General features: G+C 59.1%; 23 protein-coding genes. 18 read left to right on the plus strand and 5 right to left on the minus strand.

The window, feature by feature from the left end:
• Positions 1-5: 5 nt before the first annotated feature.
• The 4 genes from ACP3TY_RS05020 to ACP3TY_RS05035 all read left to right on the plus strand — a co-directional run bounded on the left by ACP3TY_RS05020 (position 6) and on the right by ACP3TY_RS05035 (position 4182).
• Positions 6-626, plus strand: coding sequence for a 2-dehydro-3-deoxy-6-phosphogalactonate aldolase (locus tag ACP3TY_RS05020; protein ID WP_008085516.1), 621 nt, complete (start codon positions 6-8; stop codon positions 624-626).
• A 61-nt stretch (positions 627-687) separates the two neighbouring features.
• Complete coding sequence (gene dgoD, locus ACP3TY_RS05025) at positions 688-1836, plus strand: galactonate dehydratase (protein ID WP_030131992.1); 1149 nt, start codon at positions 688-690, stop codon at positions 1834-1836.
• 171 nt (positions 1837-2007) lie between these two features.
• Positions 2008-3318, plus strand: a complete 1311-nt coding sequence (locus ACP3TY_RS05030; RefSeq protein ID WP_426619352.1) for an MFS transporter — start codon at positions 2008-2010, stop codon at positions 3316-3318.
• A gap of 60 nt (positions 3319-3378) precedes the next feature.
• The gene (locus ACP3TY_RS05035; protein ID WP_053122534.1) at positions 3379-4182 is read left to right on the plus strand and encodes an IclR family transcriptional regulator; all 804 of its coding nucleotides are present in this window, start codon (positions 3379-3381) and stop codon (positions 4180-4182) included.
• 6 nt (positions 4183-4188) lie between these two features.
• Here the strand turns inward: ACP3TY_RS05035 and ACP3TY_RS05040 are convergent, their stop codons facing one another.
• Positions 4189-5241 (minus strand): NAD(P)-dependent alcohol dehydrogenase, encoded by a 1053-nt coding sequence (locus ACP3TY_RS05040; RefSeq protein ID WP_053122532.1) that lies wholly within the window; start codon positions 5239-5241, stop codon positions 4189-4191.
• 192 nt (positions 5242-5433) lie between these two features.
• On the opposite strand from ACP3TY_RS05040, the gene ACP3TY_RS05045 reads away from it, so the two are divergent.
• The gene (locus tag ACP3TY_RS05045; RefSeq protein WP_053122530.1) at positions 5434-6324 is read left to right on the plus strand and encodes an AraC family transcriptional regulator; all 891 of its coding nucleotides are present in this window, start codon (positions 5434-5436) and stop codon (positions 6322-6324) included.
• 185 nt (positions 6325-6509) lie between these two features.
• Here the strand turns inward: ACP3TY_RS05045 and ACP3TY_RS05050 are convergent, their stop codons facing one another.
• Positions 6510-8174 carry an electron transfer flavoprotein-ubiquinone oxidoreductase gene (locus ACP3TY_RS05050; protein ID WP_008085524.1) on the minus strand — a complete coding sequence of 555 codons (1665 nt, stop codon included), beginning with the start codon at positions 8172-8174 and terminating at the stop codon, positions 6510-6512.
• Between the two features lie 548 nt (positions 8175-8722).
• Here ACP3TY_RS05050 and ACP3TY_RS05055 point away from each other — a divergent pair.
• The 10 genes from ACP3TY_RS05055 (at position 8723) to ACP3TY_RS05100 (ending at position 18221) form a co-directional block, all read left to right on the plus strand.
• On the plus strand, positions 8723-9472 hold the full coding sequence (locus tag ACP3TY_RS05055) for an electron transfer flavoprotein subunit beta/FixA family protein (protein WP_007908338.1): 750 nt from the start codon (positions 8723-8725) through the stop codon (positions 9470-9472).
• Positions 9473-10402: an electron transfer flavoprotein subunit alpha/FixB family protein gene (locus tag ACP3TY_RS05060; RefSeq protein ID WP_426619353.1), complete on the plus strand. Its 930-nt coding sequence runs from the start codon at positions 9473-9475 to the stop codon at positions 10400-10402. It begins immediately after the preceding gene.
• Positions 10403-10482: 80 nt separating this feature from the next.
• The gene (locus ACP3TY_RS05065) at positions 10483-11304 is read left to right on the plus strand and encodes a substrate-binding periplasmic protein (protein WP_426619354.1); all 822 of its coding nucleotides are present in this window, start codon (positions 10483-10485) and stop codon (positions 11302-11304) included.
• Between the two features lie 9 nt (positions 11305-11313).
• Positions 11314-11670 carry a DUF4398 domain-containing protein gene (locus ACP3TY_RS05070; protein ID WP_172680141.1) on the plus strand — a complete coding sequence of 119 codons (357 nt, stop codon included), beginning with the start codon at positions 11314-11316 and terminating at the stop codon, positions 11668-11670.
• Positions 11667-12479, plus strand: a complete 813-nt coding sequence (locus ACP3TY_RS05075) for an OmpA family protein (protein ID WP_212548989.1) — start codon at positions 11667-11669, stop codon at positions 12477-12479. The genes ACP3TY_RS05070 and ACP3TY_RS05075 overlap by 4 nt, the downstream gene beginning before the upstream one ends.
• A gap of 280 nt (positions 12480-12759) precedes the next feature.
• Entirely contained in the window at positions 12760-14199 is a 1440-nt protein-coding gene (locus ACP3TY_RS05080; protein ID WP_053122520.1) for a PLP-dependent aminotransferase family protein, read from the plus strand.
• 79 nt (positions 14200-14278) lie between these two features.
• Entirely contained in the window at positions 14279-14746 is a 468-nt protein-coding gene (locus tag ACP3TY_RS05085) for a hypothetical protein (protein ID WP_053122518.1), read from the plus strand.
• A 166-nt stretch (positions 14747-14912) separates the two neighbouring features.
• Positions 14913-15167, plus strand: coding sequence for a YkgJ family cysteine cluster protein (locus ACP3TY_RS05090; protein WP_053122516.1), 255 nt, complete (start codon positions 14913-14915; stop codon positions 15165-15167).
• A gap of 41 nt (positions 15168-15208) precedes the next feature.
• Positions 15209-15814, plus strand: a complete 606-nt coding sequence (locus tag ACP3TY_RS05095) for an START domain-containing protein (protein WP_053122514.1) — start codon at positions 15209-15211, stop codon at positions 15812-15814.
• Positions 15815-16127: 313 nt separating this feature from the next.
• A complete protein-coding gene (locus ACP3TY_RS05100; RefSeq protein WP_426619355.1) occupies positions 16128-18221 on the plus strand; it encodes an LTA synthase family protein in 2094 nt (697 codons plus the stop codon).
• A 75-nt stretch (positions 18222-18296) separates the two neighbouring features.
• Here ACP3TY_RS05100 and ACP3TY_RS05105 read toward each other — a convergent pair whose 3' ends face one another.
• On the minus strand, positions 18297-18455 hold the full coding sequence (locus tag ACP3TY_RS05105) for a DUF3309 family protein (protein ID WP_169432680.1): 159 nt from the start codon (positions 18453-18455) through the stop codon (positions 18297-18299).
• 324 nt (positions 18456-18779) lie between these two features.
• Between ACP3TY_RS05105 and ACP3TY_RS05110 the strand changes: the two genes are divergently transcribed.
• From ACP3TY_RS05110 to csrA, 3 genes are all read left to right on the plus strand, one after another.
• Positions 18780-19595, plus strand: coding sequence for an SDR family oxidoreductase (locus tag ACP3TY_RS05110; protein WP_053122510.1), 816 nt, complete (start codon positions 18780-18782; stop codon positions 19593-19595).
• A gap of 63 nt (positions 19596-19658) precedes the next feature.
• On the plus strand, positions 19659-19991 hold the full coding sequence (locus ACP3TY_RS05115) for a YnfA family protein (protein WP_053122508.1): 333 nt from the start codon (positions 19659-19661) through the stop codon (positions 19989-19991).
• A gap of 138 nt (positions 19992-20129) precedes the next feature.
• A complete protein-coding gene (gene csrA / locus ACP3TY_RS05120; RefSeq protein WP_053122506.1) occupies positions 20130-20315 on the plus strand; it encodes a carbon storage regulator CsrA in 186 nt (61 codons plus the stop codon).
• A gap of 5 nt (positions 20316-20320) precedes the next feature.
• On the opposite strand, the gene ACP3TY_RS05125 is transcribed toward csrA, so the two are convergent.
• Together ACP3TY_RS05125 and ACP3TY_RS05130 are read right to left on the minus strand one after the other, a co-directional pair.
• Positions 20321-20548: a YheU family protein gene (locus tag ACP3TY_RS05125; protein WP_003192759.1), complete on the minus strand. Its 228-nt coding sequence runs from the start codon at positions 20546-20548 to the stop codon at positions 20321-20323.
• A 164-nt stretch (positions 20549-20712) separates the two neighbouring features.
• Complete coding sequence (locus ACP3TY_RS05130; protein WP_053122504.1) at positions 20713-21903, minus strand: osmoprotectant NAGGN system M42 family peptidase; 1191 nt, start codon at positions 21901-21903, stop codon at positions 20713-20715.
• Between the last annotated feature and the right edge of the window lie 44 nt (positions 21904-21947).

Raw genomic sequence — 21947 nt, forward strand, 5'->3', positions numbered from 1 at the left:
CTGACATGCTCAAGCAAGCATTGGCGCAAAACGGTCTGATCGCGATTCTGCGTGGCCTGCACCCGCAGGAAGCCGCCGCTGTCGGAGAAGTCCTGTATGCCGCCGGATTTCGCGTCATCGAAGTACCGCTAAATTCCCCATCGCCGTACGAAAGTATCCGCATCCTGCGCAAGACCTTGCCCGCCGATTGCCTGATCGGTGCCGGCACAGTGTTGACGCCGGAGCAGGTCGAGTTGGTGAAAGAGGCCGGCGGCCAAGTGATCGTCATGCCGCACAGCGATGCCAAGGTGTTGCGCGCGGCGAAAGCGGCGGGGCTGTTTCTGTCGCCGGGTGTTGCCACGCCGACCGAAGCGTTTGCGGCGCTGGCGGAGGGCGCGGACATTCTCAAGCTGTTCCCGGCTGAGCAGATGGGTCCGGCAGTCGTCAAAGCCTGGCTTGCGGTGTTGCCGTCCGGGACGGTGCTGGCGCCGGTTGGCGGCATCACGCCGGACAACATGCAGGCGTTTATCGACGCTGGCGTGAAAGGTTTCGGCCTCGGTTCCGGCCTGTTCAAACCGGGCATGACCCCGGAGCAAGTGGCGGTGAATGCCAAGGCCTACGTGGCCGCGTGGAAGGCCCTTCGCTAAGACTTTTTGGCGCTGCGTGCGCTGCATCTAATAAGAGCTGCATTTACAAAAGAGAGCAGAGATGAAAATCACCAAACTCACCACCTTCATCGTTCCGCCGCGCTGGTGCTTCCTCAAGATCGAAACCGACGAGGGCGTGACCGGTTGGGGCGAGCCTGTGGTTGAAGGGCGCGCGCACACCGTTGCCGCTGCCGTCGAAGAATTGTCCGATTACCTGATCGGCAAAGACCCGCGCAACATCGAAGACATCTGGACGGTGCTCTATCGCGGCGGTTTCTACCGTGGCGGCGCGATCCATATGAGCGCACTGGCCGGTATCGATCAGGCGCTGTGGGACATCAAAGGCAAGGCCCTCGGCGTGTCGGTGAGTGATCTGCTCGGCGGCCAGGTGCGCGACAAGATTCGTGTGTATTCGTGGATCGGCGGCGACCGTCCGGCCGACACCGCTCGTGCGGCGAAAGAGGCGGTGAGCCGTGGTTTCACTGCGGTGAAAATGAACGGCACCGAAGAGCTGCAATTCCTCGATTCCTTCGAAAAAGTCGATCTGGCGCTGGCCAACGTTGCCGCCGTGCGTGACGCGGTCGGGCCGAACGTCGGTATCGGCGTCGACTTCCATGGCCGCGTGCACAAGCCGATGGCCAAGGTGCTGATGAAGGAACTCGATCCATACAAACTGATGTTTATCGAAGAGCCGGTGCTCAGCGAAAACTACGAAGCGCTGAAAGAGCTGGCGCCGTTGACCAGCACGCCGATTGCCCTCGGCGAGCGCTTGTTCTCGCGTTGGGACTTTAAACGCGTGTTGAGCGAAGGTTACGTCGACATCATCCAGCCGGACGCTTCCCACGCCGGTGGCATCACCGAAACCCGCAAGATCGCCAACATGGCCGAAGCCTACGACGTCGCGCTGGCGCTGCATTGCCCGCTGGGGCCGATTGCGCTGGCGGCGTGCTTGCAACTGGACGCGGTTTGTTACAACGCGTTTATCCAGGAGCAAAGCCTGGGCATCCATTACAACGAGAGCAACGACTTGCTCGACTATGTGAAGGATCCGCGTGTGTTCGATTACGACAAAGGCTTCGTGAAGATTCCGAACGGGCCGGGGTTGGGCATCGAGATCAACGAGGAATACGTGATCGAGCGCGCGGCTGTTGGCCACCGCTGGCGCAACCCGATCTGGCGCCATGCCGATGGCAGCTTTGCCGAGTGGTGAGTCCTGCCTGACTCAACACCAATCCCCTGTGGGAGCGAGCCTGCTCGCGAATGCGGCAGGTCAGTCACATTGATGCCGGATGTGCCGCCGTCTTCGCGAGCAAGCTCGCTCCCACAGGGTGCAGTACAGGCCTCAGGCCGACCTCAATAAACATAAAAAGAGGCTCTCCCCATGCAACCGCAAACCCTCACCGGGCAGGCGTCTTTAGTCGCGCCCAGCCGCAAGCGGTTTTTCATCATGGTGTTGCTGTTTATCACCGTGGTCATCAACTACCTCGACCGCAGCAACCTGTCGATTGCCGCGCCGGCGCTGACCAGTGATCTGGGCATCGACCCGATCCACGTCGGCCTGATCTTCTCCGCGTTCGGCTGGACCTACGCCGCTATGCAGATCCCCGGCGGCTGGCTGGTCGATCGCGTGCCGCCGCGCATCCTTTATAGCGTCGCTTTGCTGTTGTGGTCGATTGCCACGGTGATGCTCGGTTTCGCCGCCAGTTTCATCGCCCTGTTCGTGCTGCGCATGGCCGTCGGTGCACTGGAAGCACCGGCCTATCCCATCAACAGTCGCGTTGTAACAACCTGGTTCCCCGAGCGTGAACGCGCCACGGCCATCGGTTTCTACACCTCCGGGCAGTTCGTTGGTCTGGCATTTCTGACCCCGGTTCTGGCCTGGCTGCAACACGAATTCGGCTGGCACATGGTGTTCGTCGCGACCGGCGCGGTCGGCATCATTTGGGCGGCGATCTGGTACGCGGTGTATCGCGAACCGCGAGATTTCAAAGGTGCCAATGAAGCCGAAATCGACTTGATTCGCGAGGGTGGTGGTCTGGTTGATATTCAAAAAGAATCGGCCAAGGTCAAAGCCAAATTCAGCTGGATCGATCTCCGTATCGTTCTGACCAAACGCAAATTGTGGGGCATCTACCTCGGCCAGTTCTGCCTGAACTCGACGCTGTGGTTTTTCCTCACATGGTTCCCGACGTACCTGGTGAAATATCGCGGTATGGACTTCATCAAGTCCGGCCTGCTCGCGTCGCTGCCGTTTCTCGCTGCGTTTGTCGGCGTGCTGTGTTCGGGATTCTTTTCCGACTTCCTGATCCGTCGCGGCTACACCGTCGGCTTTGCGCGCAAGCTGCCGATCATTGGCGGGCTGCTGATTTCTACCTCGATCATCGGCGCCAATTTCGTTGAGTCGACGCCGCTGGTGATTGCCTTTCTGGCGCTGGCGTTCTTCGGTAATGGCCTGGCCTCGATCACTTGGTCGCTGGTCTCGACACTTGCGCCGGCTCGCTTGCTCGGCCTGACCGGCGGGGTGTTCAACTTCATCGGCAACCTCTCGGCGATCACCACGCCGATCGTGATCGGCTTCCTCGCCAGCGGCGATTCGTTCGCGCCCGCGATCACGTATATCGCGGTGCTCGCATTGATCGGTGCTTTGTCCTACGTGCTGCTGGTCGGCAAGGTCGAGCGTATCGAGTTGTAGTGGTCTGCGTCGGGCGACCATAATGCCGCCCGTTCCCTCGCTCAACGGTAAAGGCTGGATATGCAGGAAGACGCTCCGGAAAAAACCAAGGACGCCGCGCCCACCGGCACCCAGACGCTGTTGCGCGGCCTCGGTGTGGTGCAAGCGGTGGCCAGTGGCGCCCGCGATCTCAAGGAAATTGCCCGACTGATCGGCACCACGCGCAGCACCACCCATCGTCTGGCCAGTTGCCTGGTCGATGAACGCTACCTGCGCGTGGTGCCACAAGTCGGTTATCTGCTCGGGCCGAAGCTGATCGAACTGGGTTTCCAGGCACGGGAAGAGTTGCCGCTGGTGAGCCTGGCCGGGCCGTATCTGGACGAGTTGTCGGCGCTGACCGGCGACACTGTGCACTTGGGCATCCGTGAAGGCGACGAAGTGCTGTATCTGCTGAAAAATCCGGGGCGCAATGGCCCGGAAATGCGTTCGCGGGTCGGCCATCGCATGCCGTTGGCGCGCACCGGGATTGGCAAGGCGTTGATGCTCGATGATTCGCCGAAAGACTGGCAGCGGCTGTACGACATCAGTCTGCCGGCGGGTGGGAAAAGTCAGTTCTGGCCGCAGCATCCCCAACAATCGTGGGAACAGCTTGAGCAGCGCATGACCGAGTACGTCGCCGGTGGCTACGCCTTCGATCTGGAGGACAACGAACCGTCGATCCGCTGCGTGGCGGCGCCGATTCGCGATGCGAGCAAGGGCATCGTGGCGGCGATCAGTATCGCCAGCACCGTGCCGTACATGCCGCTGGAAAAAATGGCCGAGCTGATTCCCCTGATCAAAGGAGTCACAGCCCGGCTCTCGGCGGAGCTTGGCTTGAAGGTTTAAGCGGGTTTAAACCTTGAGCGTCGCCATGTCGATGACGAAACGGTACTTCACGTCGCCGGCGATCATGCGCGCGTAAGCTTCGTTGATCTGGCGAATGTCGAGCATTTCAATGTCGCAGGTGATGTTGTGCTCGGCGCAGAAATCCAGCACTTCCTGGGTTTCGGCGACGCCACCGATCAGCGAACCGGCCAGGATGCGGCGACCCAATACCAGTTTGGCGGCATGCACGGGCGGATCGATCGGTTCGATCAGGCCAACCAGAATGTGCACGCCGTCGAAGCGCAGGGTGTCGAGGTACGGGTTGAGATCGTGCTGCACCGGAATGGTGTCGAGCAAGAAGTCGAAGTAACCGGCAGCGGCTTTCATCTGCTCGGCATCGGTGGAAACGATCACATGATCGGCACCCTGACGACGACCTTCTTCAGCCTTGCTCGCCGAGCGGGTGAACAGCGTGACTTCGGCGCCCATGGCTTTGGCGAACTTGATGCCCATGTGGCCGAGGCCGCCCATGCCGAGAATCCCGACCTTGTCGCCAGCCTTGACGCCGTAGTGCTTGAGCGGTGAGTAGGTGGTGATGCCGGCGCACAGAATCGGCGCGGCGCTGGCCAGTGCCAGTCTTTCCGGAATGCGCACGACGAAGTGTTCGCTGACGACGATGCTGTCGGAATAACCGCCCATGGTGTTGCTGCCGTCGACCCGATCCGGGGTGGCGTAGGTCATGGTCGGGCCTTCGAGGCAGTATTGCTCAAGGTTCGACTGGCAGGCTTCGCAGGTGCGGCACGAGTCGACCATGCAGCCAACCCCGACCAGATCGCCTACTTTGTGTTGGGTGACATTCGCACCGATCGCGGTGACTTTTCCGACGATCTCGTGGCCGGGCATCAACGGGTAAACAGCGATGCCCCATTCATTGCGGGCCTGGTGGATGTCGGAGTGGCAGACGCCGCAGTAGAGGATCTCGATCGCGACGTCGTCGGCGCGCGGGCTGCGACGTTCGAATTTCATCGGGGCGAGGGGCGTGGTGGCCGATTGGGCGGCATAGCCGATGGCGGTGTACATGTGAAACCTCGCAAAAGCAGGAACAAGTGAGGCGGCGCATTCTGGGCGTCGACTGACAGTCCGGCCATGACGATTCCTCCGGGTCTCATGCCTAATCCTCCGGCATGCGGGTTTGATTGGCCGCAGCGGCAAAAGGATCTGCCATCATGCTTTCATCGCCTTTTTCCGCCCTATTTTCAGTGAAGAGTTTTGATGCAATTAACCCGTCATCTTGATGCCAATGCCCGGCTGGTTTCGTTGATCGAACCGTTGGCGCTGCGCGATGGTTATTCCCCGACCGGGTTGCCCGGTGTGCAAGTGTTGCGCGCCAGTTGCGACGTCGCCCGTGGCCCGCATATTTATGAACCGAGCCTGATGATCATCGCCCAAGGCAGCAAACTGGCGTTTCTCGGGCCGCGGACGATGGAATATGGTGCCGGGCATTACCTGATTCAGGCGCTGCCGGTGCCGTTCGAGTGTGAGACGTTTGCCTTGCCGAATGCGCCGTTGCTTGGCGTGAGCGTGGCGATTGATCGGGTGTTGCTCGGTGAACTGGTGTTGGCCATGGGGCTGGCGCCGGGGCGGCATATTCCGGCGCAGACACCAGAGTCGATGACCTCGGTGGTGCTCGACGATGACATGCGTGGCTGCGTCGAGCGCCTGTTGAGTTGCCTGCACGATCCGCTGGAGTGCCAGATTCTCGGGCCGGCGCGCGTACGTGAATTATTGTTTGTCGCGTTGCGCGGGCCGCAGGCGGATGTATTGCGCGCATTGGTCGAGCAGCAGGGGCAGTTTGCGCGGGTGGCGGCGTCGATCAGTCATCTGCATGCGCATTACACCGAGCCGTTGAATGTCGAGACATTGGCCGGTTGCGCGAACATGAGCGTGTCGACGTTTCATGAGCATTTCAAACGCAGCACGTTGCTGTCGCCGGTGCAGTATCTGAAGCGTTTACGCTTGTTGAAGGCGCAGACGTTGCTGGTGGCGGAGGGCTTGGGCGTGGCGCAAGTGGCGCATCGGGTCGGGTATCAGAGTACGTCGCAGTTCAGTCGCGAATATAAGCGCTACTTCGAGCGTAGCCCGGGCGACGAGCGCGCTGCCTAATCCCACGCATATCCCCTGTGGGAGCGAGCCTGCTCGCGAATGCGGTGCATCAGTCGACATCATCTTTATATGACACACCGCTTTCGCGAGCAGGCTCGCTCCCACAGTTGTTTTGTGGTGATACAAGGAATTTTTGGCAACAAAAAGGCCCCCGATTCGGGAGCCTCATTGTTCAGCGTTTCGACTTACATATTCGGATAAGTCGGGCCGCCAGCGCCTTCCGGCGTGACCCAGGTGATGTTCTGCGAAGGATCCTTGATGTCACAGGTCTTGCAGTGCACGCAGTTCTGGGCGTTGATCTGGAAGCGCTTCTCGCCGTCTTCCTTGGTGATCACTTCGTACACGCCGGCCGGGCAGTAGCGCTGTGCCGGTTCGTCGTACAGCGGCAGGTTTTTGCTGATCGGGATGCTCGGGTCTTTCAACTTCAAGTGGCAAGGTTGTTCTTCTTCGTGGTTGGTACCGGAGATGAACACCGAGCTGAGTTTGTCGAAGCTGAGTTTGCCGTCCGGCTTCGGATAGTCGATCTTCTTGCAGTCCGCCGCGAGCTTTAGGCAAGCGTAATCCGGCTTGGTGTCGTGCAGGGTGAACGGCAGTTTGCCGCCGAAGATGTTCTGATCCAGCCAGTTGAAACCGCCGCCAACGATGGCGCCGAACTTGTGAATCGCCGGGCCGAAGTTACGGCTGGCGAACAGTTCGTCGTAGAGCCAGCTCTTCTTGAACGCGTCCACATAAGTGGTCAGTTCTTCAGTGCCGTCCTTCTCAGCGAACAACGCGTCAGCCACCGATTCAGCGGCGAGCATGCCCGACTTCATCGCGGTGTGGCTGCCTTTGATCTTGGCGAAGTTCAGGGTGCCGAGATCGCAACCGATCAGCGCGCCGCCCTTGAAGACCATTTTCGGCAGCGAGTTCAGGCCACCCTTGCAGATCGCACGAGCGCCGTAGCTGATGCGCTTGCCGCCTTCCAGGTACTGCGCCAGCACCGGGTGATGCTTGAGGCGCTGGAACTCGTCGAACGGCGATAGGTACGTGTTGCTGTAGGAAAGATCGACGATCAGACCGACCACCACCTGATTGTTTTCCAGGTGATAGAGGAACGAGCCACCGGTGTTCTCGGTGCCCATGATGTCCAGCGGCCAACCGGCGGTGTGCACCACCAGACCTGGTTGATGCTTGGCCGGGTCGATTTCCCAGATTTCTTTCAGGCCGATGCCGTAATGCTGAGCGTCGGCATCGCTGTCGAGGTTGTAGCGCTTGATCAGTTGCTTGCCGATGTGACCACGGCAGCCTTCGGCGAACAGCGTGTATTTGCCACGCAGTTCCATGCCCGGGGTGTACAGGCCTTCCTTAGGATTGCCTTCGCGGTCGACGCCGAGATCACCGGTGATGATCCCGCGCACCACGCCTTGCTCGTCGATCAGCGCTTCCTGAGCGGCGAAGCCCGGGTAGATTTCTACGCCAAGGTTCTCTGCCTGCTGGGCCAGCCAGCGGCACAGGTTGCCGAGGGAGATGATGTAGTTGCCTTCGTTGTGCATGGTCTTGGGCACAAAGAGGTCTGGAATTTTTTGCGCGCTTTCGGCGTTTTTCAGCACGAAAATATCGTCGCGGGTGACGGGCGTATTCAGCGGGGCGCCGAGTTCTTTCCAGTCCGGGAACAGTTCGTTCAGAGCGCGTGGTTCGAACACGGCGCCGGACAGGATGTGTGCGCCGACTTCGGAGCCTTTTTCGACCACGCAGACGCTGATTTCCTTACCGGCTTCGGCGGCCTTCTGCTTCAAACGGCAGGCGGCGGACAAGCCAGCGGGGCCGGCACCGACGATGACCACGTCGAATTCCATGTATTCGCGTTCCACAGGCTATCTCCTACTCAAGGCTCACAGTTTTTTTTCTAATTTGGAGGTTCGATCTCGCATCCGAATTGCCTTTACGTTAACGTCAAAGGGAATATCGGGAAACCCACCTTTCTCTCTAGGCGGCGCATTATATCTACACCACTCTCAGCGTCCAATACAAACGTTTGTTTGAATTGGCTCCAGCCCAGAGAAATCAAAGAAGCGCGGCTTATGAATGGTCATTTTGCTGTATTGACCGGAATAGGCGTTCCGGTCAAGATACGGGCGGTTTTGCGCTCGTCGTAGGCAGACTGGCGGTTTCAAGAGCACCTCTAAAGACAGGGCGTAGGCAGAAAGGGTGATGCGCAGCGCAGGTCTGGCGCGCAGTTTACACACCGCGAAGTTGAATGACTGAATGGTCACCACTGACGAACGGTCACGCACTTCGCAACGTGAAATCATCCCGAGTACAAGCCGGCGTTTTTAGAGGTGCCCTTGTAGCCCGATGAGCATCAACCGCCAGGTTCGCCTAGGCGACTTTCTTTTCACCGGAGAGTAACGAGGAATCCATGAAGGTTCTTGTAGCTGTCAAACGCGTTGTGGATTACAACGTCAAGGTTCGCGTCAAGGCGGACAATTCCGGCGTAGACCTCGCCAACGTCAAGATGTCGATGAACCCGTTCTGCGAAATCGCAGTGGAAGAAGCCGTACGCCTGAAAGAGAAAGGTGTTGCGACTGAAATCGTCGTCGTCTCCATCGGCCCGACCACCGCTCAGGAGCAGCTGCGTACCGCACTGGCTCTGGGTGCCGACCGTGCCATCCTCGTCGAATCCGCTGAAGATCTGACCTCGCTCGCCGTGGCCAAGCTGCTCAAGGCTGTGGTCGACAAGGAACAGCCTCAACTGGTGATCCTGGGCAAACAGGCCATCGACAGCGACAACAACCAGACCGGCCAGATGCTCGCTGCATTGAGCGGCTACGGTCAGGGCACGTTCGCCTCGAAAGTCGAAGTCTCTGGCGACAGCGTTGCCGTGACTCGCGAAATCGACGGCGGCGCGCAGACGGTTTCCCTGAAACTGCCGGCGATCGTCACCACCGACCTGCGTTTGAACGAGCCGCGTTATGCGTCCCTGCCAAACATCATGAAAGCCAAGAAGAAGCCTCTCGAAGTGCTGACTCCGGACGCTTTGGGCGTTTCCACCGCCTCCACCAACAAGACCCTGAAAGTCGAAGCGCCGGCTGCACGCAGCGCAGGCATCAAGGTCAAGTCGGTGGCTGAACTGGTTGAAAAACTCAAGAACGAAGCGAAGGTAATCTAAATGACTATCTTGGTTATTGCTGAACACGACAACAAAGTGCTGGCCCCGGCCACACTGAACACCGTGGCTGCTGCTGCCAAAATCGGCGGCGACATCCACGTTCTGGTTGCAGGCCAAGGCGCTGGCGCCGTGGCTGAAGCCGCAGCGAAAATCGCTGGCGTGAGCAAAGTCCTGAACGCTGATAACGCGGCTTACGCGCATCAGCTGCCGGAAAACGTTGCTCCGCTGGTCGCTGAGCTTGGCGCTGGCTACAGCCACATCCTGGCTGCCTCGACCTCCAACGGCAAAAACATCCTGCCGCGCGTTGCTGCGCAGCTGGATGTTGACCAGATCTCCGAGATCATCTCGGTCGAAAGCGCTGACACCTTCAAGCGCCCGATCTATGCCGGTAACGCCATCGCTACCGTGCAATCGACCGCTGCGATCAAAGTGATCACCGTGCGTGCCACCGGTTTCGACCCGGTTGCTGCTGAAGGTGGTTCGGCGGCTGTTGAAGCAGTCGGCGCTGCACACGACGCGGGCACTTCGAGCTTCGTTGGCGAAGAACTGGCCAAGTCCGATCGTCCAGAACTGACCGCTGCCAAGATCGTCGTTTCCGGCGGCCGTGGCATGCAGAACGGCGACAACTTCAAACACCTGTACGCCCTGGCCGACAAGCTGGGCGCTGCGGTGGGTGCTTCGCGCGCCGCCGTCGACGCAGGTTTCGTACCGAACGATATGCAGGTCGGTCAGACCGGCAAAATCGTTGCGCCTCAGCTGTACATCGCCGTCGGTATCTCCGGCGCGATCCAGCATTTGGCCGGTATGAAAGACTCCAAAGTGATCGTTGCGATCAACAAGGACGAAGAAGCGCCGATCTTCCAGGTGGCCGATTACGGTCTCGTGGCGGATCTGTTCGAAGCAGTCCCTGAGCTGGAGAAGCTGGTTTAAACCGGCGGCTTCACTTATAAAGAGCCCGGCCTGTTGGTCGGGCTTTTTTTTGTCTTGGATTTGAGTGGGAGCGTTTCGCCATGGATCTGCGCTGCGGATGGTTGTTGGGTTTGGCCCTGTTGCCCGGTTTGGCCATGGCCGCTGGCAAGTGCGAGCGCCTCGTCGTCACCGGCAGCCCGGATGCGCCGCCGTACCTGTGGCAGGATCCGCAAAATCCCAAGCAGTTGATCGGCGCCAGTGCCGACCTGCTTCAACAACTCGCCAAGGATCTCGGCATCAAAGTCGAGTTGCTCTACGCCGGTAAACGCTCGCAAGCCCTCGACGAAGTGCGCAGCGGGCGCATGGACATGCTCGCCGACGCGCCGCTGATCTTCAACGAGCTGGAAAACCTCGACTACATCTACCCGCCACTGCTGGAAAACGACTACCTGGTGTGGACGCGCAAAGGCTCGACACTGGTCTACAGCGAAGCCAAAGACCTGCAGGGTCACGCGGGCGCGCTGTCGGAAAAGTCTCGAATGACGCAAGGATTCGGTACTTTCGCCGAGCAGAATCTGACCCTGACCAAGACAGCCAACCTCACCCAGGCCCTGCAGAAATTGCTCCTCGGTGAAGTGGAATATGTACTCGCCGGCCGCTACTCGGGCATGGCCGCCGCGCAGGCATTGGGCATGGCCAATGATCTGTTGGCGTTCGAGCAACCCATCGACCGCCCGGGCCTATTCCTCGCGGTTTCCCACAACTCGGCCTGCAACGATCCGTGGTTGCGCGGACAGCTAGCCAAAAAGATGACAGAATTGCCCGCGTCCGGACTGACGGAAGCCGTGCTGCAACGCAATATCGAGCGCTGGAAGGCGCAGCAGCAACAGCCGCAACAACCTGTCAGTGCCCCAAAACAGTAGGGATTCTTAGTGAGTATTCGACCTCTTTTCGCGGCGATGGCCGTTCTGGCCCTGGCCGGTTGCGCCAGCGATCCGGCACCCAACGAACAAATGCGCCTCACCGAGCAGGCCATCACCCAGGCCAAGGCTGTCGGTGCTACCGCTGATGATGTGCCGGAAATGAAACTGGCCGAAACCAAATACGATCGAGCCAAGGGCAACATGGCCGACGAGTCCTACCGCAATGCGCGGATGCGTGCCGAACAGGCCGAACTGGATGCGCGTCTGGCCGAGGCCAAAGTGCTCACGCAAAAAAGTGAAGAACAGGTGAATGTGCTCAACACCCGCATCGTCCGTCTGCGCAAGCAACTGGGGGATGCCCAATGAGCCTCAAGTCGAAAATCGTCGGTGGTCTGATCCTCGCCGGTTGCGCCAGCCTTTTCGGTTGCGCCGGCCAACACAGCGAATCCGCGCTGCAAGAAGCGGGCGCTGACTTCCAGAAAGTCAAAGAAGACTCTAACGTGCTGCGCATCGCGCCGAAAGACGTGATCCGCGCCGGGGAATCCCTGGCCCGCGCCGATCGCCTGTCGACCTATTGGGGCAGCGGTTCGGACGTGGTGCATTACGCCTACCTGAGCCAGCGCTACAGCGAAATCGCCCGCGAGCACACCAATCAGGTGCTCAACGAAGAACGCATCGCCAAGCTCGAACTCGAACGTCAGCGCCTGCAACTGGCCCTGCGTGAATCGAAACTGCTCAGCGTGCAGCAGCAGGGCAAATGGCTCGAAGAGCAGATCGTCGCATTGGCCACTACGCAGACCGACCGTGGTCTGGTAATGACCCTCGGCGACGTGCTGTTCGACACGGGCGAAGCGGAGCTGAAAAACTCGGCCAACCGTGTCGTGCTGAAAATCGTCCAGTTCCTGCAACTGAACCCGAAACGCGTAGTGCGCATCGAGGGTTACACCGACAGCACTGGCGGCAAGCAGGAAAACCTCAAGCTGTCCCGCGACCGCGCGCAAGCGGTGGCCGACGTGCTGATGGATCTTGGTATCGAGGACAAACGCATTCAGGTCGAAGGCTACGGCGACGAATACCCGGTGGACGTCAACGCTTCCGAGCGTGGGCGCGCGCAGAACCGTCGCGTGGAAATTGTCTTCTCCGACGAAAAAGGCCAGCTCGGCGCCGCCCGCTAAGCAACGCAAAACCCTGTAGGAGCTGCCGAAGGCTGCGATCTTTTGACTTTTCTTTTTGAAGATCAAAAGATCGCAGCCTGCGGCAGCTCCTACAAAGCCCGGCCTGTCATGCAGCGCCGGGCTTTTTTACGTCTGTCGATTGGCTCGCAAATCGGTACAGTCGGGGGCAGACACTGCACTGTATGGTCGAGTATTGTGGCAACTGTCCCAGTACACTTCTAAACTGTTCCGGTATTGTTTCACACAAGAATAAAATGCCCGTGAAATCGAGTGCTGCGTCATGACCAATCTCTTGCTCTACCAACGTATTGCTCAACAACTGGCCGAAGATATCCGTCGTGGTGTCTATCAACCGGGGGAGCGCGTGCCTTCGGTGCGCAAGATGAGTTCGCAGCTCAACGTCAGCCATGCCACGGTGTTGCAGGCGTACGCCAATCTCGAAGATCAGGGGCTGATTCGCGCCCGCCCGCAGTCCGGTTATTACGTCCACCAGACCCCCGCACTGACCGCGCCAACGCCGGACATCGCGCGGGTTGAGCGTCCCGGTCTGGTGACGCGCAGCAGCATCATTCAACAGGTACTGGTCGAGTCGCGCCGCGAAGGTGTGTTCCCGTTGGGTGCCGCCGTGCCGAGCGTCGATTATTTGCCGGTGCGCGCGCTGCATCAGCAACTGGCGAAAGTCACCCGATTCCATAGCCCGCGCGCGTTCAGTTACATGTTCAGCCCCGGTTTCGAACCGTTGCGCCGGCAGGTGGCGATTCGCATGCGCGACGCCGGTGTCGTCGTCGATCCGTCAGAAGTGGTGATCACCCACGGTTGTGTCGATGCCTTGCAGATGTCGCTGCGCGTGCTGACCCGCCCGGGTGATCTGATCGCCGCTGAGTCGCCGACTTATTACGGCTTGCTGCAACTGGCTGATCTGCTTGGCTTGAAAGTCATCGAAATCCCGAGTGATCCAGCCACCGGCATGAGCCTCGAAGCTCTGCAACTGGCGGCCAACCAATGGTCGATCAAAGCGCTGGTGCTGACCACGCGCTTGAGCAATCCGTTGGGTGGCACCATGCCCGAAGAGCGCCAGAAACAGTTGCTGCGACTGGCCTCGGATTTCGATATCCAGATCGTCGAAGACGACATCTATGGCGAGTTGATGTTCGAGCAGGGCAAGACCAAAGCGCTCAAGGCTTATGATCGACTGGATCGGGTTATTTACTGCTCGAGTTTTTCCAAGACCTTGTCGCCCGGCGTGCGCATCGGCTGGATGATTCCCGGTAAGTATCAGCAGGAAATCCAGCGTCTGCAGACCTTCAGCACCCATTCAGCCTGCAGCGTCACGCAGATGGCGATTGCTGCGTATCTGGAAAACGGCGGCTATGACCGGCATTTGCGCTACATCCGTCAGGAGTACCGCAAGAATCTCAGCGCTTTCCAGTTGGCGGTGCAGCAGTATTTCCCCGAAGGCACGCAAATGACCCGGCCCACCGGCGGTTTCATTCTCTGGGTGAGCTTGCCGGGGAGGGTGAATACGCAGGACTTGCACGTGCGCGCCTTGCAGCAGGGCATCAGTATCGCGCCGGGGCTGATCTTCAGTAATACCGAGCAGTTCAACCACTGTATCCGCCTGAATTGCGGGATTCCGTGGAACCGCGAGGCGGAGCGGGCATTGATGACGCTGGGCTTGCTGGCAACGCAACTGTGTCAGGAAACGGCGGGCGGTTTCTGAACGAACGGCGCGTCATGCTTGTCATGTGACGTGCAACAGGCCAGCATATGGCCCTCTGCCGTTAATGTCGTTGGAGTTCATGAAAGCGATTTTTCCTGCCGCCTGGGTTGTGCTTTGCCTGCTGATGATCGGCCATGTGCCCGATGTCATGGCGTCTGGCCCGGAAAAACCGGCAGCGACCACGCCGGCGAAAAAAGCGCCGGCAGTGAAGAAGGCCGCAGCTGCGAAACCAGCCCAGCAGAAAATCGTGAAGAAACGCCCACCTGTGGCTTCCAAATCGAAGTCCGCCCGTGAAGTGGCGAAAACCCCGCTGCCGTCGACCAAACTCGATCTGAGCCTGCCCAAGGACATGGTTCAAGAGTTGAAGCCTAAGGGCACCGTCGAGATGCCCAAGCGCGAGCCGATCCTGCCGCAGATGTTCGGCGAGAAAAACACCGGGTTCCAGCTCAATGGCCGTTTGCTCAGCAACGAAATGCAGTTACAGCTGCGCAACGAAGAGCGTCGGGAAGTGGAAGGCGCGGCGCTCGATTTCGAATTCAAGCAATAAACAGCACGTTGCTGTGACCCGCAGACCAGACGCTTTGTCGGAGACTGGTCAGTCACATTCAGTAATCGCTAAAAACCCCGGTTCAGGCAATTTAAAACAGCCGTTTTAGCGGTTACTCTGTTCCGCGTCCCTTTTACGCATCGCCCGTCGCGAGGAAATGTTCGTCATGAAATGCCGTGAAGGCTGTGGCGCTTGCTGCATCGCCCCCTCCATCAGTTCGCCGATTCCCGGCATGCCTGATGGCAAACCTGCGGGCGAACGTTGCGTGCAACTCTCGGTCGAAAACCTGTGCAATATTTTCGGCCGCCCCGAGCGCCCGGCAGTCTGTTCCGGCTTCTCGGCCGACATCGAAGTCTGCGGCAGCAGCTCGGAAGAAGCGATCAGGCTGATCGGCTGGTGGGAACAAATGACGGCGGCGTGATGTGTCAAACGAACGGAACTTCAACAATAAGGAATAAGACTATGGGTTCGCTGCATCGTATCGCTGTGTTGTGTGGTTTGACCGCTGTGCTGGCCACCTCGGTTGCCCAGGCGGAAGACTGGAAAGTCGCCAAGAACGAAGACGGCATCAAAGTCTCCCTGAGCGAAGTGCCGGGTTCGGACTACAAGTCCTATCAGGGCGTCGCGCTGATGAAGACCACCGTCGCCAAACTGCGCGCGCTGCAGGAAGACGTTTCCGGTGCCTGCGCCTGGATTCACGAGTGCAAGACCCAGAAATTGCTTAAACACGAAGGCGATCAGAGCTGGACTTACACCCAGTTCAACACGCCTTGGCCAGTCACCCCGCGTGACTCGGTGCTGAAAGTCACCACCGTTGAAGGCGCCGACGGCAGCCTGACCCGCAACCTGGAAGGCCTGCCGAAATACATTCCGGAAGAAAAAGGCTTCGTTCGTGTTGAACAGGTCAAAGGCTTCTGGAAGTTCGTACCAAAAGGTGATCAGGTTGAAGTGACCTATCAGGTTCACACCGAGCCAGGCGGCAGCGTGCCGGCGATGGTTGCCAACAAGTTCGTGGTCGACGCACCGTTCAACACCCTCAAAGCTCTGAAAGAACGCGCCGAGAAGTAATCAGGCCGCTCTACACAAAACGCCCCGACCGATTCGGGGCGTTTTGTTTTGTATCTATATTGTGTTTCCAGATATGCGTTGCACGAAATTTTCACAAAGTGTTCCAGACAATTCGCCCGCGCTGTTTGCACGTTGCCGCTGTCTGCTGCCGCTTGAAATGAAACTGTCTGGCGGCGGGGCAGTAATCAATGGCAATGGTGCGAACGATCGTGCAACATTTGCGCACCGCGCACGCCCCGGGGCCTGGAATGGCCAATAGAGGGCAGGGCGCCGCTGTATTTTTGCAACTTCAACTAATGGGTCCTAAAACGACATGGCAAACCCGGACGCCCTGAATGAGCAGCGATCTTCTGCTCGCCTGCTGCAACCGACCGTCAAATCGCATCTGGCCTACACGCTGCTTTGTGCGCTGGTCATGATGGTGATGTTTTCCGTGCTGCGCCTCGCGCTGCTGGTCTACAACCGCGAGATGATCCTCGACACCCCGGCCTCGACCTTCCTCGAGGCTTTCGCCAACGGCCTGCGTTTCGACCTGCGCCTGGTGGTTTACCTGTGCATTCCGTTGGTACTGGCGCTGTTCAGCGCACGGGCCATGGCAGCTCGCGGTTTCTTCCGTCTGTGGCTGACCATCGCTTCGAGCATCGCGCTGTTCCTCGGCCTGATGGAGATGGACTTCTACCGTGAGTTCCACCAGCGCCTTAACGGTCTGGTGTTCCAGTACGTGAAAGAAGACCCGAAAACCGTGATGAGCATGCTCTGGTACGGTTTCCCGGTGGTGCGTTATCTGCTGGCGTGGGTCGTCGGCACGGTGATTCTGACCCTGGCGTTCAAAGGCGCTGATCGTGCAACGCGTCCGCGCGGGCCGTTCAGCGGCGGTACCGTCAGCAGCCGTCAGGTGGCGCCGTGGTACACCCGCGCTGCGGTATTCGTGGTGTGCCTGTTGATCTGCGTGGTTGCCGCGCGTGGCACCCTGCGTCAGGGCCCGCCAATGCGTTGGGGTGATGTCTACACCACCGATTCCAACTTCGCCAACCAGCTCGGCCTCAACGGTACGCTGTCGCTGATCGCCGCTGCGAAAGACCGCATGGGCGAAGACCGCGACAACATCTGGAAAGCCACACTGCCGCAAGAAGAAGCGCAGAAAGTGGTGCGCGAGATGCTGGTGATGCCGGACGACAAACTGGTCGATGCCGACATTGCTGCCGTGCGCCGTGATTACACGCCGCCGGCCGACAAGACCCTGCCGATCAAGAACGTTGTCGTGATCCTGATGGAAAGCATGGCCGGTCACTCGGTCGGTGCATTGGGCGCGCCGGGCAACATCACGCCGTACCTCGACAAACTGTCGAAGGAAGGCCTGCTGTTCGACCGTTTCTTCTCCAACGGCACGCACACCCACCAGGGTATGTTCGCGACCATGGCCTGCTTCCCGAACCTGCCGGGTTTCGAATACCTGATGCAGACTCCGGAAGGCAGTCACAAACTGTCCGGCCTGCCGCAACTGCTCAGCGCCCGTGATTACGACGACGTGTATGTCTACAACGGTGACTTCGCCTGGGACAACCAGTCGGGTTTCTTCAGCAACCAGGGCATGACCAACTTCGTTGGCCGTAACGATTTCGTCGATCCGGTGTTCTCCGATCCAACGTGGGGCGTGTCCGACCAGGACATGTTCGATCGCGGTCTGGTCGAGTTGAAGGCGCGTGAAAACGGCAAGCCGTTCTATGCGTTGCTGCAAACCCTGTCCAACCACACGCCATACGCCTTGCCGTCGCCATTGCCGGTCGAGCGCGTCACCGATCGTGGCAGCCTCAACGAACACTTGACCGCCATGCGTTACTCCGACTGGGCATTGGGTCAGTTCTTCGAGAAGGCGCGCAAAGAGCCGTACTTCAAGGAAACCCTGTTCGTCATCGTCGGTGACCACGGTTTCGGCAATGAGCGTCAGATCACCGAAATGGATCTGGGCCGCTTCAACGTGCCGATGCTGATGATCGCGCCGGGCATCCAGGAGAAGTTCGGCACCCGTGACCACACCGTGGGCACGCAGATCGACATCGTACCGACCATCATGGGTCGCCTCGGTGGCGAAGTGCGTCACCAGTGCTGGGGCCGTGACCTGCTCAACCTGCCGGAAGGCGACACCGGTTTCGGTGTGATCAAACCGTCGGGCAGCGAGCAGACCACTGCCATCGTCACCGCAGACCAGATTCTGGTACTGCCGAAAGACAAGGACATGTCGGCGAAGGTCTATCAGTACCAACTGGGCGCCACCCCAAGTGCCGAGGTTATTCCGGATGCACCACGCGCTGCCGAGTTGAAACACAAACTCGAAGCGTTCCTGCAAACGGCGACCAAGAGCCTGATGGACAACACCGCCGGTGTGATTAACGGCAAGCCGGACTAAGCGCTGTAAAGTAAAAGTCCGCGCAATAAAAAAGAGGCCCTGAAAAGGGCCTCTTTTTTTTTGCCGGCTAGAGGGTTATATCCGACCCAGTAGCAACAGCACCAACAGCACGACCAGCACCACACCGATGATGCCCGACGGACCATAACCCCAACTTCTGGAGTGCGGGAAGACCGGCAGACCACCGATCAGCAACAGGATCAGGATAATGATAAGAATTGTGCCCATGTCGATTTCCTTGTTGAGAGAGTTCGAGAAGTCTTGGTGTTCAAGGGGCGACTGGAGACTAAGTAATTCCAGACGGCTTACAAAATCCGACTGGTGCGAATGAAAGAAAATTCAATGTTTTTTTAATGTATTTGGATTAGTCGCTTATTTCCTTTGACGCAAAAAGATCGCAGCCTCGTTTCACTCGACAGCTCCTACACAAATCCATGTAGGAGCTGCCGAAGGCTGCGATCTTTTGACCTTGTATTCAGCAACTTGATGGAGCGTGGGCGCACACACAACCTTCGCTACACTCCGCGCATCTTCCCCAGAACAACAAGGCTGTCTGCTATGCAAAATCGCATGATGATCACTGGCGCGGGCTCAGGCCTGGGTCGCGAAATCGCGCTGCGCTGGGCGCGTGAAGGCTGGCAACTGGCCTTGTCCGACGTCAGCGAACCTGGCCTGCAGGAAACCCTGAAAATGGTGCGCGAGGCGGGCGGCGACGGCTTCATCCAGCGCTGCGATGTGCGTGATTACAGCCAACTCACAGCCTTCGCACAGGCTTGCGAGGAAAAACTTGGCGGCATCGACATCATCGTTAACAACGCCGGCGTCGCGTCAGGCGGTTTCTTCAGCGAACTGTCGCTGGAAGACTGGGACTGGCAGATCGCGATCAACCTGATGGGTGTGGTCAAGGGCTGCAAAGCGTTCCTGCCGTTGCTCGAACAAAGCAAAGGCAAGATCATCAACATCGCCTCGATGGCCGCGCTGATGCAGGGCCCGGCAATGAGCAACTACAACGTCGCCAAGGCTGGTGTCGTGGCGCTTTCGGAAAGTCTGTTGATCGAACTGGCACAACAAGAAGTCGGCGTGCATGTGGTCTGTCCTTCGTTCTTTCAGACCAACTTGCTTGATTCTTTCCGTGGCCCGACCCCGGCAATGAAGGCGGCGGTCGGCAAGTTGCTGGAGAGTTCGCCGATTACCGCCGCGGACATCGCCGATTACATTTACCAGCAAGTCGCTGCCGGCGAATTCATGATCCTGCCTCACGAACAAGGGCGCATGGCGTGGGCGATCAAGCAGAAAAACCCGCAACTGCTCTACAACGAAATGACCTCGATGGCGGAGAAAATGCGCGCCAAGGCCAAACAGAACAACGGCTGACCTTGCCCGCAGCGGATTGCGTCGTTAGGGTGGCCGCAATGGTCACCCTGTCGAGACGCGTCAATGCTCAATTATTTGTGGTTCTTCCTCGCGGCGCTGTTTGAAATCGCCGGTTGTTACGCTTTCTTCATGTGGCTGCGTCAGGGCAAAAGTGCGTTGTGGGTGATCCCGGCGTTGCTCAGCCTGACGTTGTTCGCGTTGTTGTTGACCCGTGTTGAAGCCAACTATGCCGGTCGCGCCTACGCCGCTTATGGCGGGATCTACATCGTCGCGTCGATTGGCTGGCTGATGGTGGTCGAGCGCGTGCGTCCGTTGGGTTCGGACTGGATCGGCGTGGCGCTGTGCGTGATCGGCGCCAGCGTGATTCTGTTCGGGCCGCGGTTTTCCGCTGCCTGAATTATCGATTTGTCGGAAGCGTCTGACAGCCAAGGGCTTGCCAAGCTGTAGGGCAAGACTGAATTGCCGGCCACACATTGTGGCGCGCCGGCAAGCCGCGCATCTTCAGGGTTTGCCACCCCCTGAAGGACGAACCTCATGCTTGTACTCAGCCGTGTTGTCGGTGAGTTGATTTCCATCGGCGACGATATTTCCCTGCGCGTGCTGTCCGTCAACGGCTCCAGCGTGCGCTTTGGCGTCGAAGCGCCGAAGAAGGTCAATGTGCACCGCGCCGAAGTCTATGAACGAATCCAGCGCAAGCAGGCCCGCGAAGGGGCCCGCTGAGGATTTCAGTCGAATAGATGCTTGGGCACGTCGTGCTTGAGCATCAACTGGCACTGCTCGCTTTCCGGGTCGAAGACGATCAACGCCTGGCCTTTGGTCAGCGCCTGACGTACGCGCAGCACGCGGGTTTCCAGCGGCGTGTCATCGCCGTTGTCGGTGCCGTCGCGGGTGACGAAATCTTCAATGAGGCGGGTGAGGGTGTCGACTTCAAGAGCGTCGTAAGGGATGAGCATGGGCACCTCGGCTGAATCAATGTCGGGATGCTACGGCGATTGCCGGTTGGCTGCCAGTTTTGTGTAGTCAGTACCGGCCTCATCGCGAGCAAGCTCAGCTCCTACAGGAAACGCGGTCAACTGTAGGAGCCGAGCTTGCTCGCGAAGGCGGCCTAATGGTCACATTAATTGTCGGAACGCTGCCCCACCAGGCTATCCACCGGCGGCACCCGCGTTTCGCTCTCCATCTGCGTGTCATGTTCAATCTGATGACTGAAGCGATCCAGCGAAGCATTCGCCGGCGCCGCATCACTGGCAAACACCGGTGGGCTCAAGATGTACGCGCCCAACAATCGGCTCAGCGCGGCCAGACTGTCGATGTGCGTACGCTCATAACCATGGGTCGCATCGCAACCAAACGCCAGCAGCGCGGTACGAATATCGTGCCCGGCCGTCACCGCCGAATGCGCATCGCTGAAGTAATAACGGAACAGATCACGACGCACCGGCAGCTCGTTTTCAGCGGCCAGCCGCAACAAGTGTCGCGACAGATGATAGTCATACGGCCCGCCGGAATCCTGCATCGCCACACTCACCGCGTGTTCGCTGGAATGCTGTCCCGGCGCAACCGGCGCAATGTCGATGCCGACAAATTCACTGACGTCCCACGGCAATGCCGCCGCCGCGCCACTGCCGGTTTCTTCGGTGATGGTGAACAGCGGATGGCAATCGATCATCAGTTCCTGGCCGCTGTCGACGATGGCTTTCAGCGAAGCCAGAAGCGCAGCAACGCCAGCCTTGTCATCGAGGTGACGGGCGCTGATGTGGCCGCTTTCGGTGAACTCCGGCAGCGGGTCAAACGCCACCACATCGCCAACACTGATGCCCAGCGAATCGCAATCGGCCTTGGTCGCGCAGTAGGCGTCCAGACGCAATTCGACGTGATCCCAACTGATCGGCATTTCATCCACGGCGGTGTTGAACGCATGCCCGGACGCCATCAACGGCAACACACTGCCGCGAATCACACCGTTGTCGGTGAACAGGCTGACACGGCTGCCCTCGGCGAAACGGCTCGACCAGCAACCGACGGGGGCGAGGGTCAGGCGACCGTTGTCTTTCACTGCGCGGACAGCGGCGCCGATGGTGTCGAGGTGCGCGGAGACTGCGCGGTCAGGGCTGTTTTTCTTGCCCTTGAGCGTGGCGCGGATGGTGCCGCGCCGGGTCATTTCGAACGGGATGCCGAGTTCTTCGAGACGCTCGGCGACGTAACGGACGATGGTGTCGGTGAAGCCGGTCGGGCTGGGAATGGCGAGCATTTCCAGGAGGACTTTTTGCAGATAGTTGAGATCCGGTTCGGGGATTTGTGGGGTCATGGAAACTCCTGATGGGTTGAGCACTGATCGTTCCCACGCTCTGC

It is taken from the genome of Pseudomonas rustica (assembly GCF_049959085.1).
In the GTDB taxonomy this organism is placed as follows: Bacteria; Pseudomonadota; Gammaproteobacteria; order Pseudomonadales; family Pseudomonadaceae; genus Aquipseudomonas; species Aquipseudomonas rustica.

Bases quoted from the DNA above. Each gene is read 5' to 3' on its own strand.
- ACP3TY_RS05125 (WP_003192759.1), bottom strand. From the start codon at position 20,548: ATGCTCATCCCTTACGACGCTCTTGAAGTCGACACCCTCACCCGCCTC.
- ACP3TY_RS05020 (WP_008085516.1), top strand. From the start codon at position 6: ATGCTCAAGCAAGCATTGGCGCAAAACGGTCTGATCGCGATTCTGCGT.
- ACP3TY_RS05085 (WP_053122518.1), top strand. From the start codon at position 14,279: ATGAAAGCGATTTTTCCTGCCGCCTGGGTTGTGCTTTGCCTGCTGATG.
- csrA (WP_053122506.1), top strand. From the start codon at position 20,130: ATGCTTGTACTCAGCCGTGTTGTCGGTGAGTTGATTTCCATCGGCGAC.
- ACP3TY_RS05095 (WP_053122514.1), top strand. From the start codon at position 15,209: ATGGGTTCGCTGCATCGTATCGCTGTGTTGTGTGGTTTGACCGCTGTG.
- ACP3TY_RS05090 (WP_053122516.1), top strand. From the start codon at position 14,913: ATGAAATGCCGTGAAGGCTGTGGCGCTTGCTGCATCGCCCCCTCCATC.
- ACP3TY_RS05030 (WP_426619352.1), top strand. From the start codon at position 2,008: ATGCAACCGCAAACCCTCACCGGGCAGGCGTCTTTAGTCGCGCCCAGC.
- ACP3TY_RS05115 (WP_053122508.1), top strand. From the start codon at position 19,659: ATGCTCAATTATTTGTGGTTCTTCCTCGCGGCGCTGTTTGAAATCGCC.
- dgoD (WP_030131992.1), top strand. From the start codon at position 688: ATGAAAATCACCAAACTCACCACCTTCATCGTTCCGCCGCGCTGGTGC.
- ACP3TY_RS05080 (WP_053122520.1), top strand. From the start codon at position 12,760: ATGACCAATCTCTTGCTCTACCAACGTATTGCTCAACAACTGGCCGAA.
- ACP3TY_RS05055 (WP_007908338.1), top strand. From the start codon at position 8,723: ATGAAGGTTCTTGTAGCTGTCAAACGCGTTGTGGATTACAACGTCAAG.
- ACP3TY_RS05065 (WP_426619354.1), top strand. From the start codon at position 10,483: ATGGATCTGCGCTGCGGATGGTTGTTGGGTTTGGCCCTGTTGCCCGGT.
- ACP3TY_RS05045 (WP_053122530.1), top strand. From the start codon at position 5,434: ATGCAATTAACCCGTCATCTTGATGCCAATGCCCGGCTGGTTTCGTTG.
- ACP3TY_RS05075 (WP_212548989.1), top strand. From the start codon at position 11,667: ATGAGCCTCAAGTCGAAAATCGTCGGTGGTCTGATCCTCGCCGGTTGC.
- ACP3TY_RS05060 (WP_426619353.1), top strand. From the start codon at position 9,473: ATGACTATCTTGGTTATTGCTGAACACGACAACAAAGTGCTGGCCCCG.
- ACP3TY_RS05110 (WP_053122510.1), top strand. From the start codon at position 18,780: ATGCAAAATCGCATGATGATCACTGGCGCGGGCTCAGGCCTGGGTCGC.
- ACP3TY_RS05130 (WP_053122504.1), bottom strand. From the start codon at position 21,903: ATGACCCCACAAATCCCCGAACCGGATCTCAACTATCTGCAAAAAGTC.
- ACP3TY_RS05040 (WP_053122532.1), bottom strand. From the start codon at position 5,241: ATGTACACCGCCATCGGCTATGCCGCCCAATCGGCCACCACGCCCCTC.
- ACP3TY_RS05100 (WP_426619355.1), top strand. From the start codon at position 16,128: ATGGCAAACCCGGACGCCCTGAATGAGCAGCGATCTTCTGCTCGCCTG.
- ACP3TY_RS05035 (WP_053122534.1), top strand. From the start codon at position 3,379: ATGCAGGAAGACGCTCCGGAAAAAACCAAGGACGCCGCGCCCACCGGC.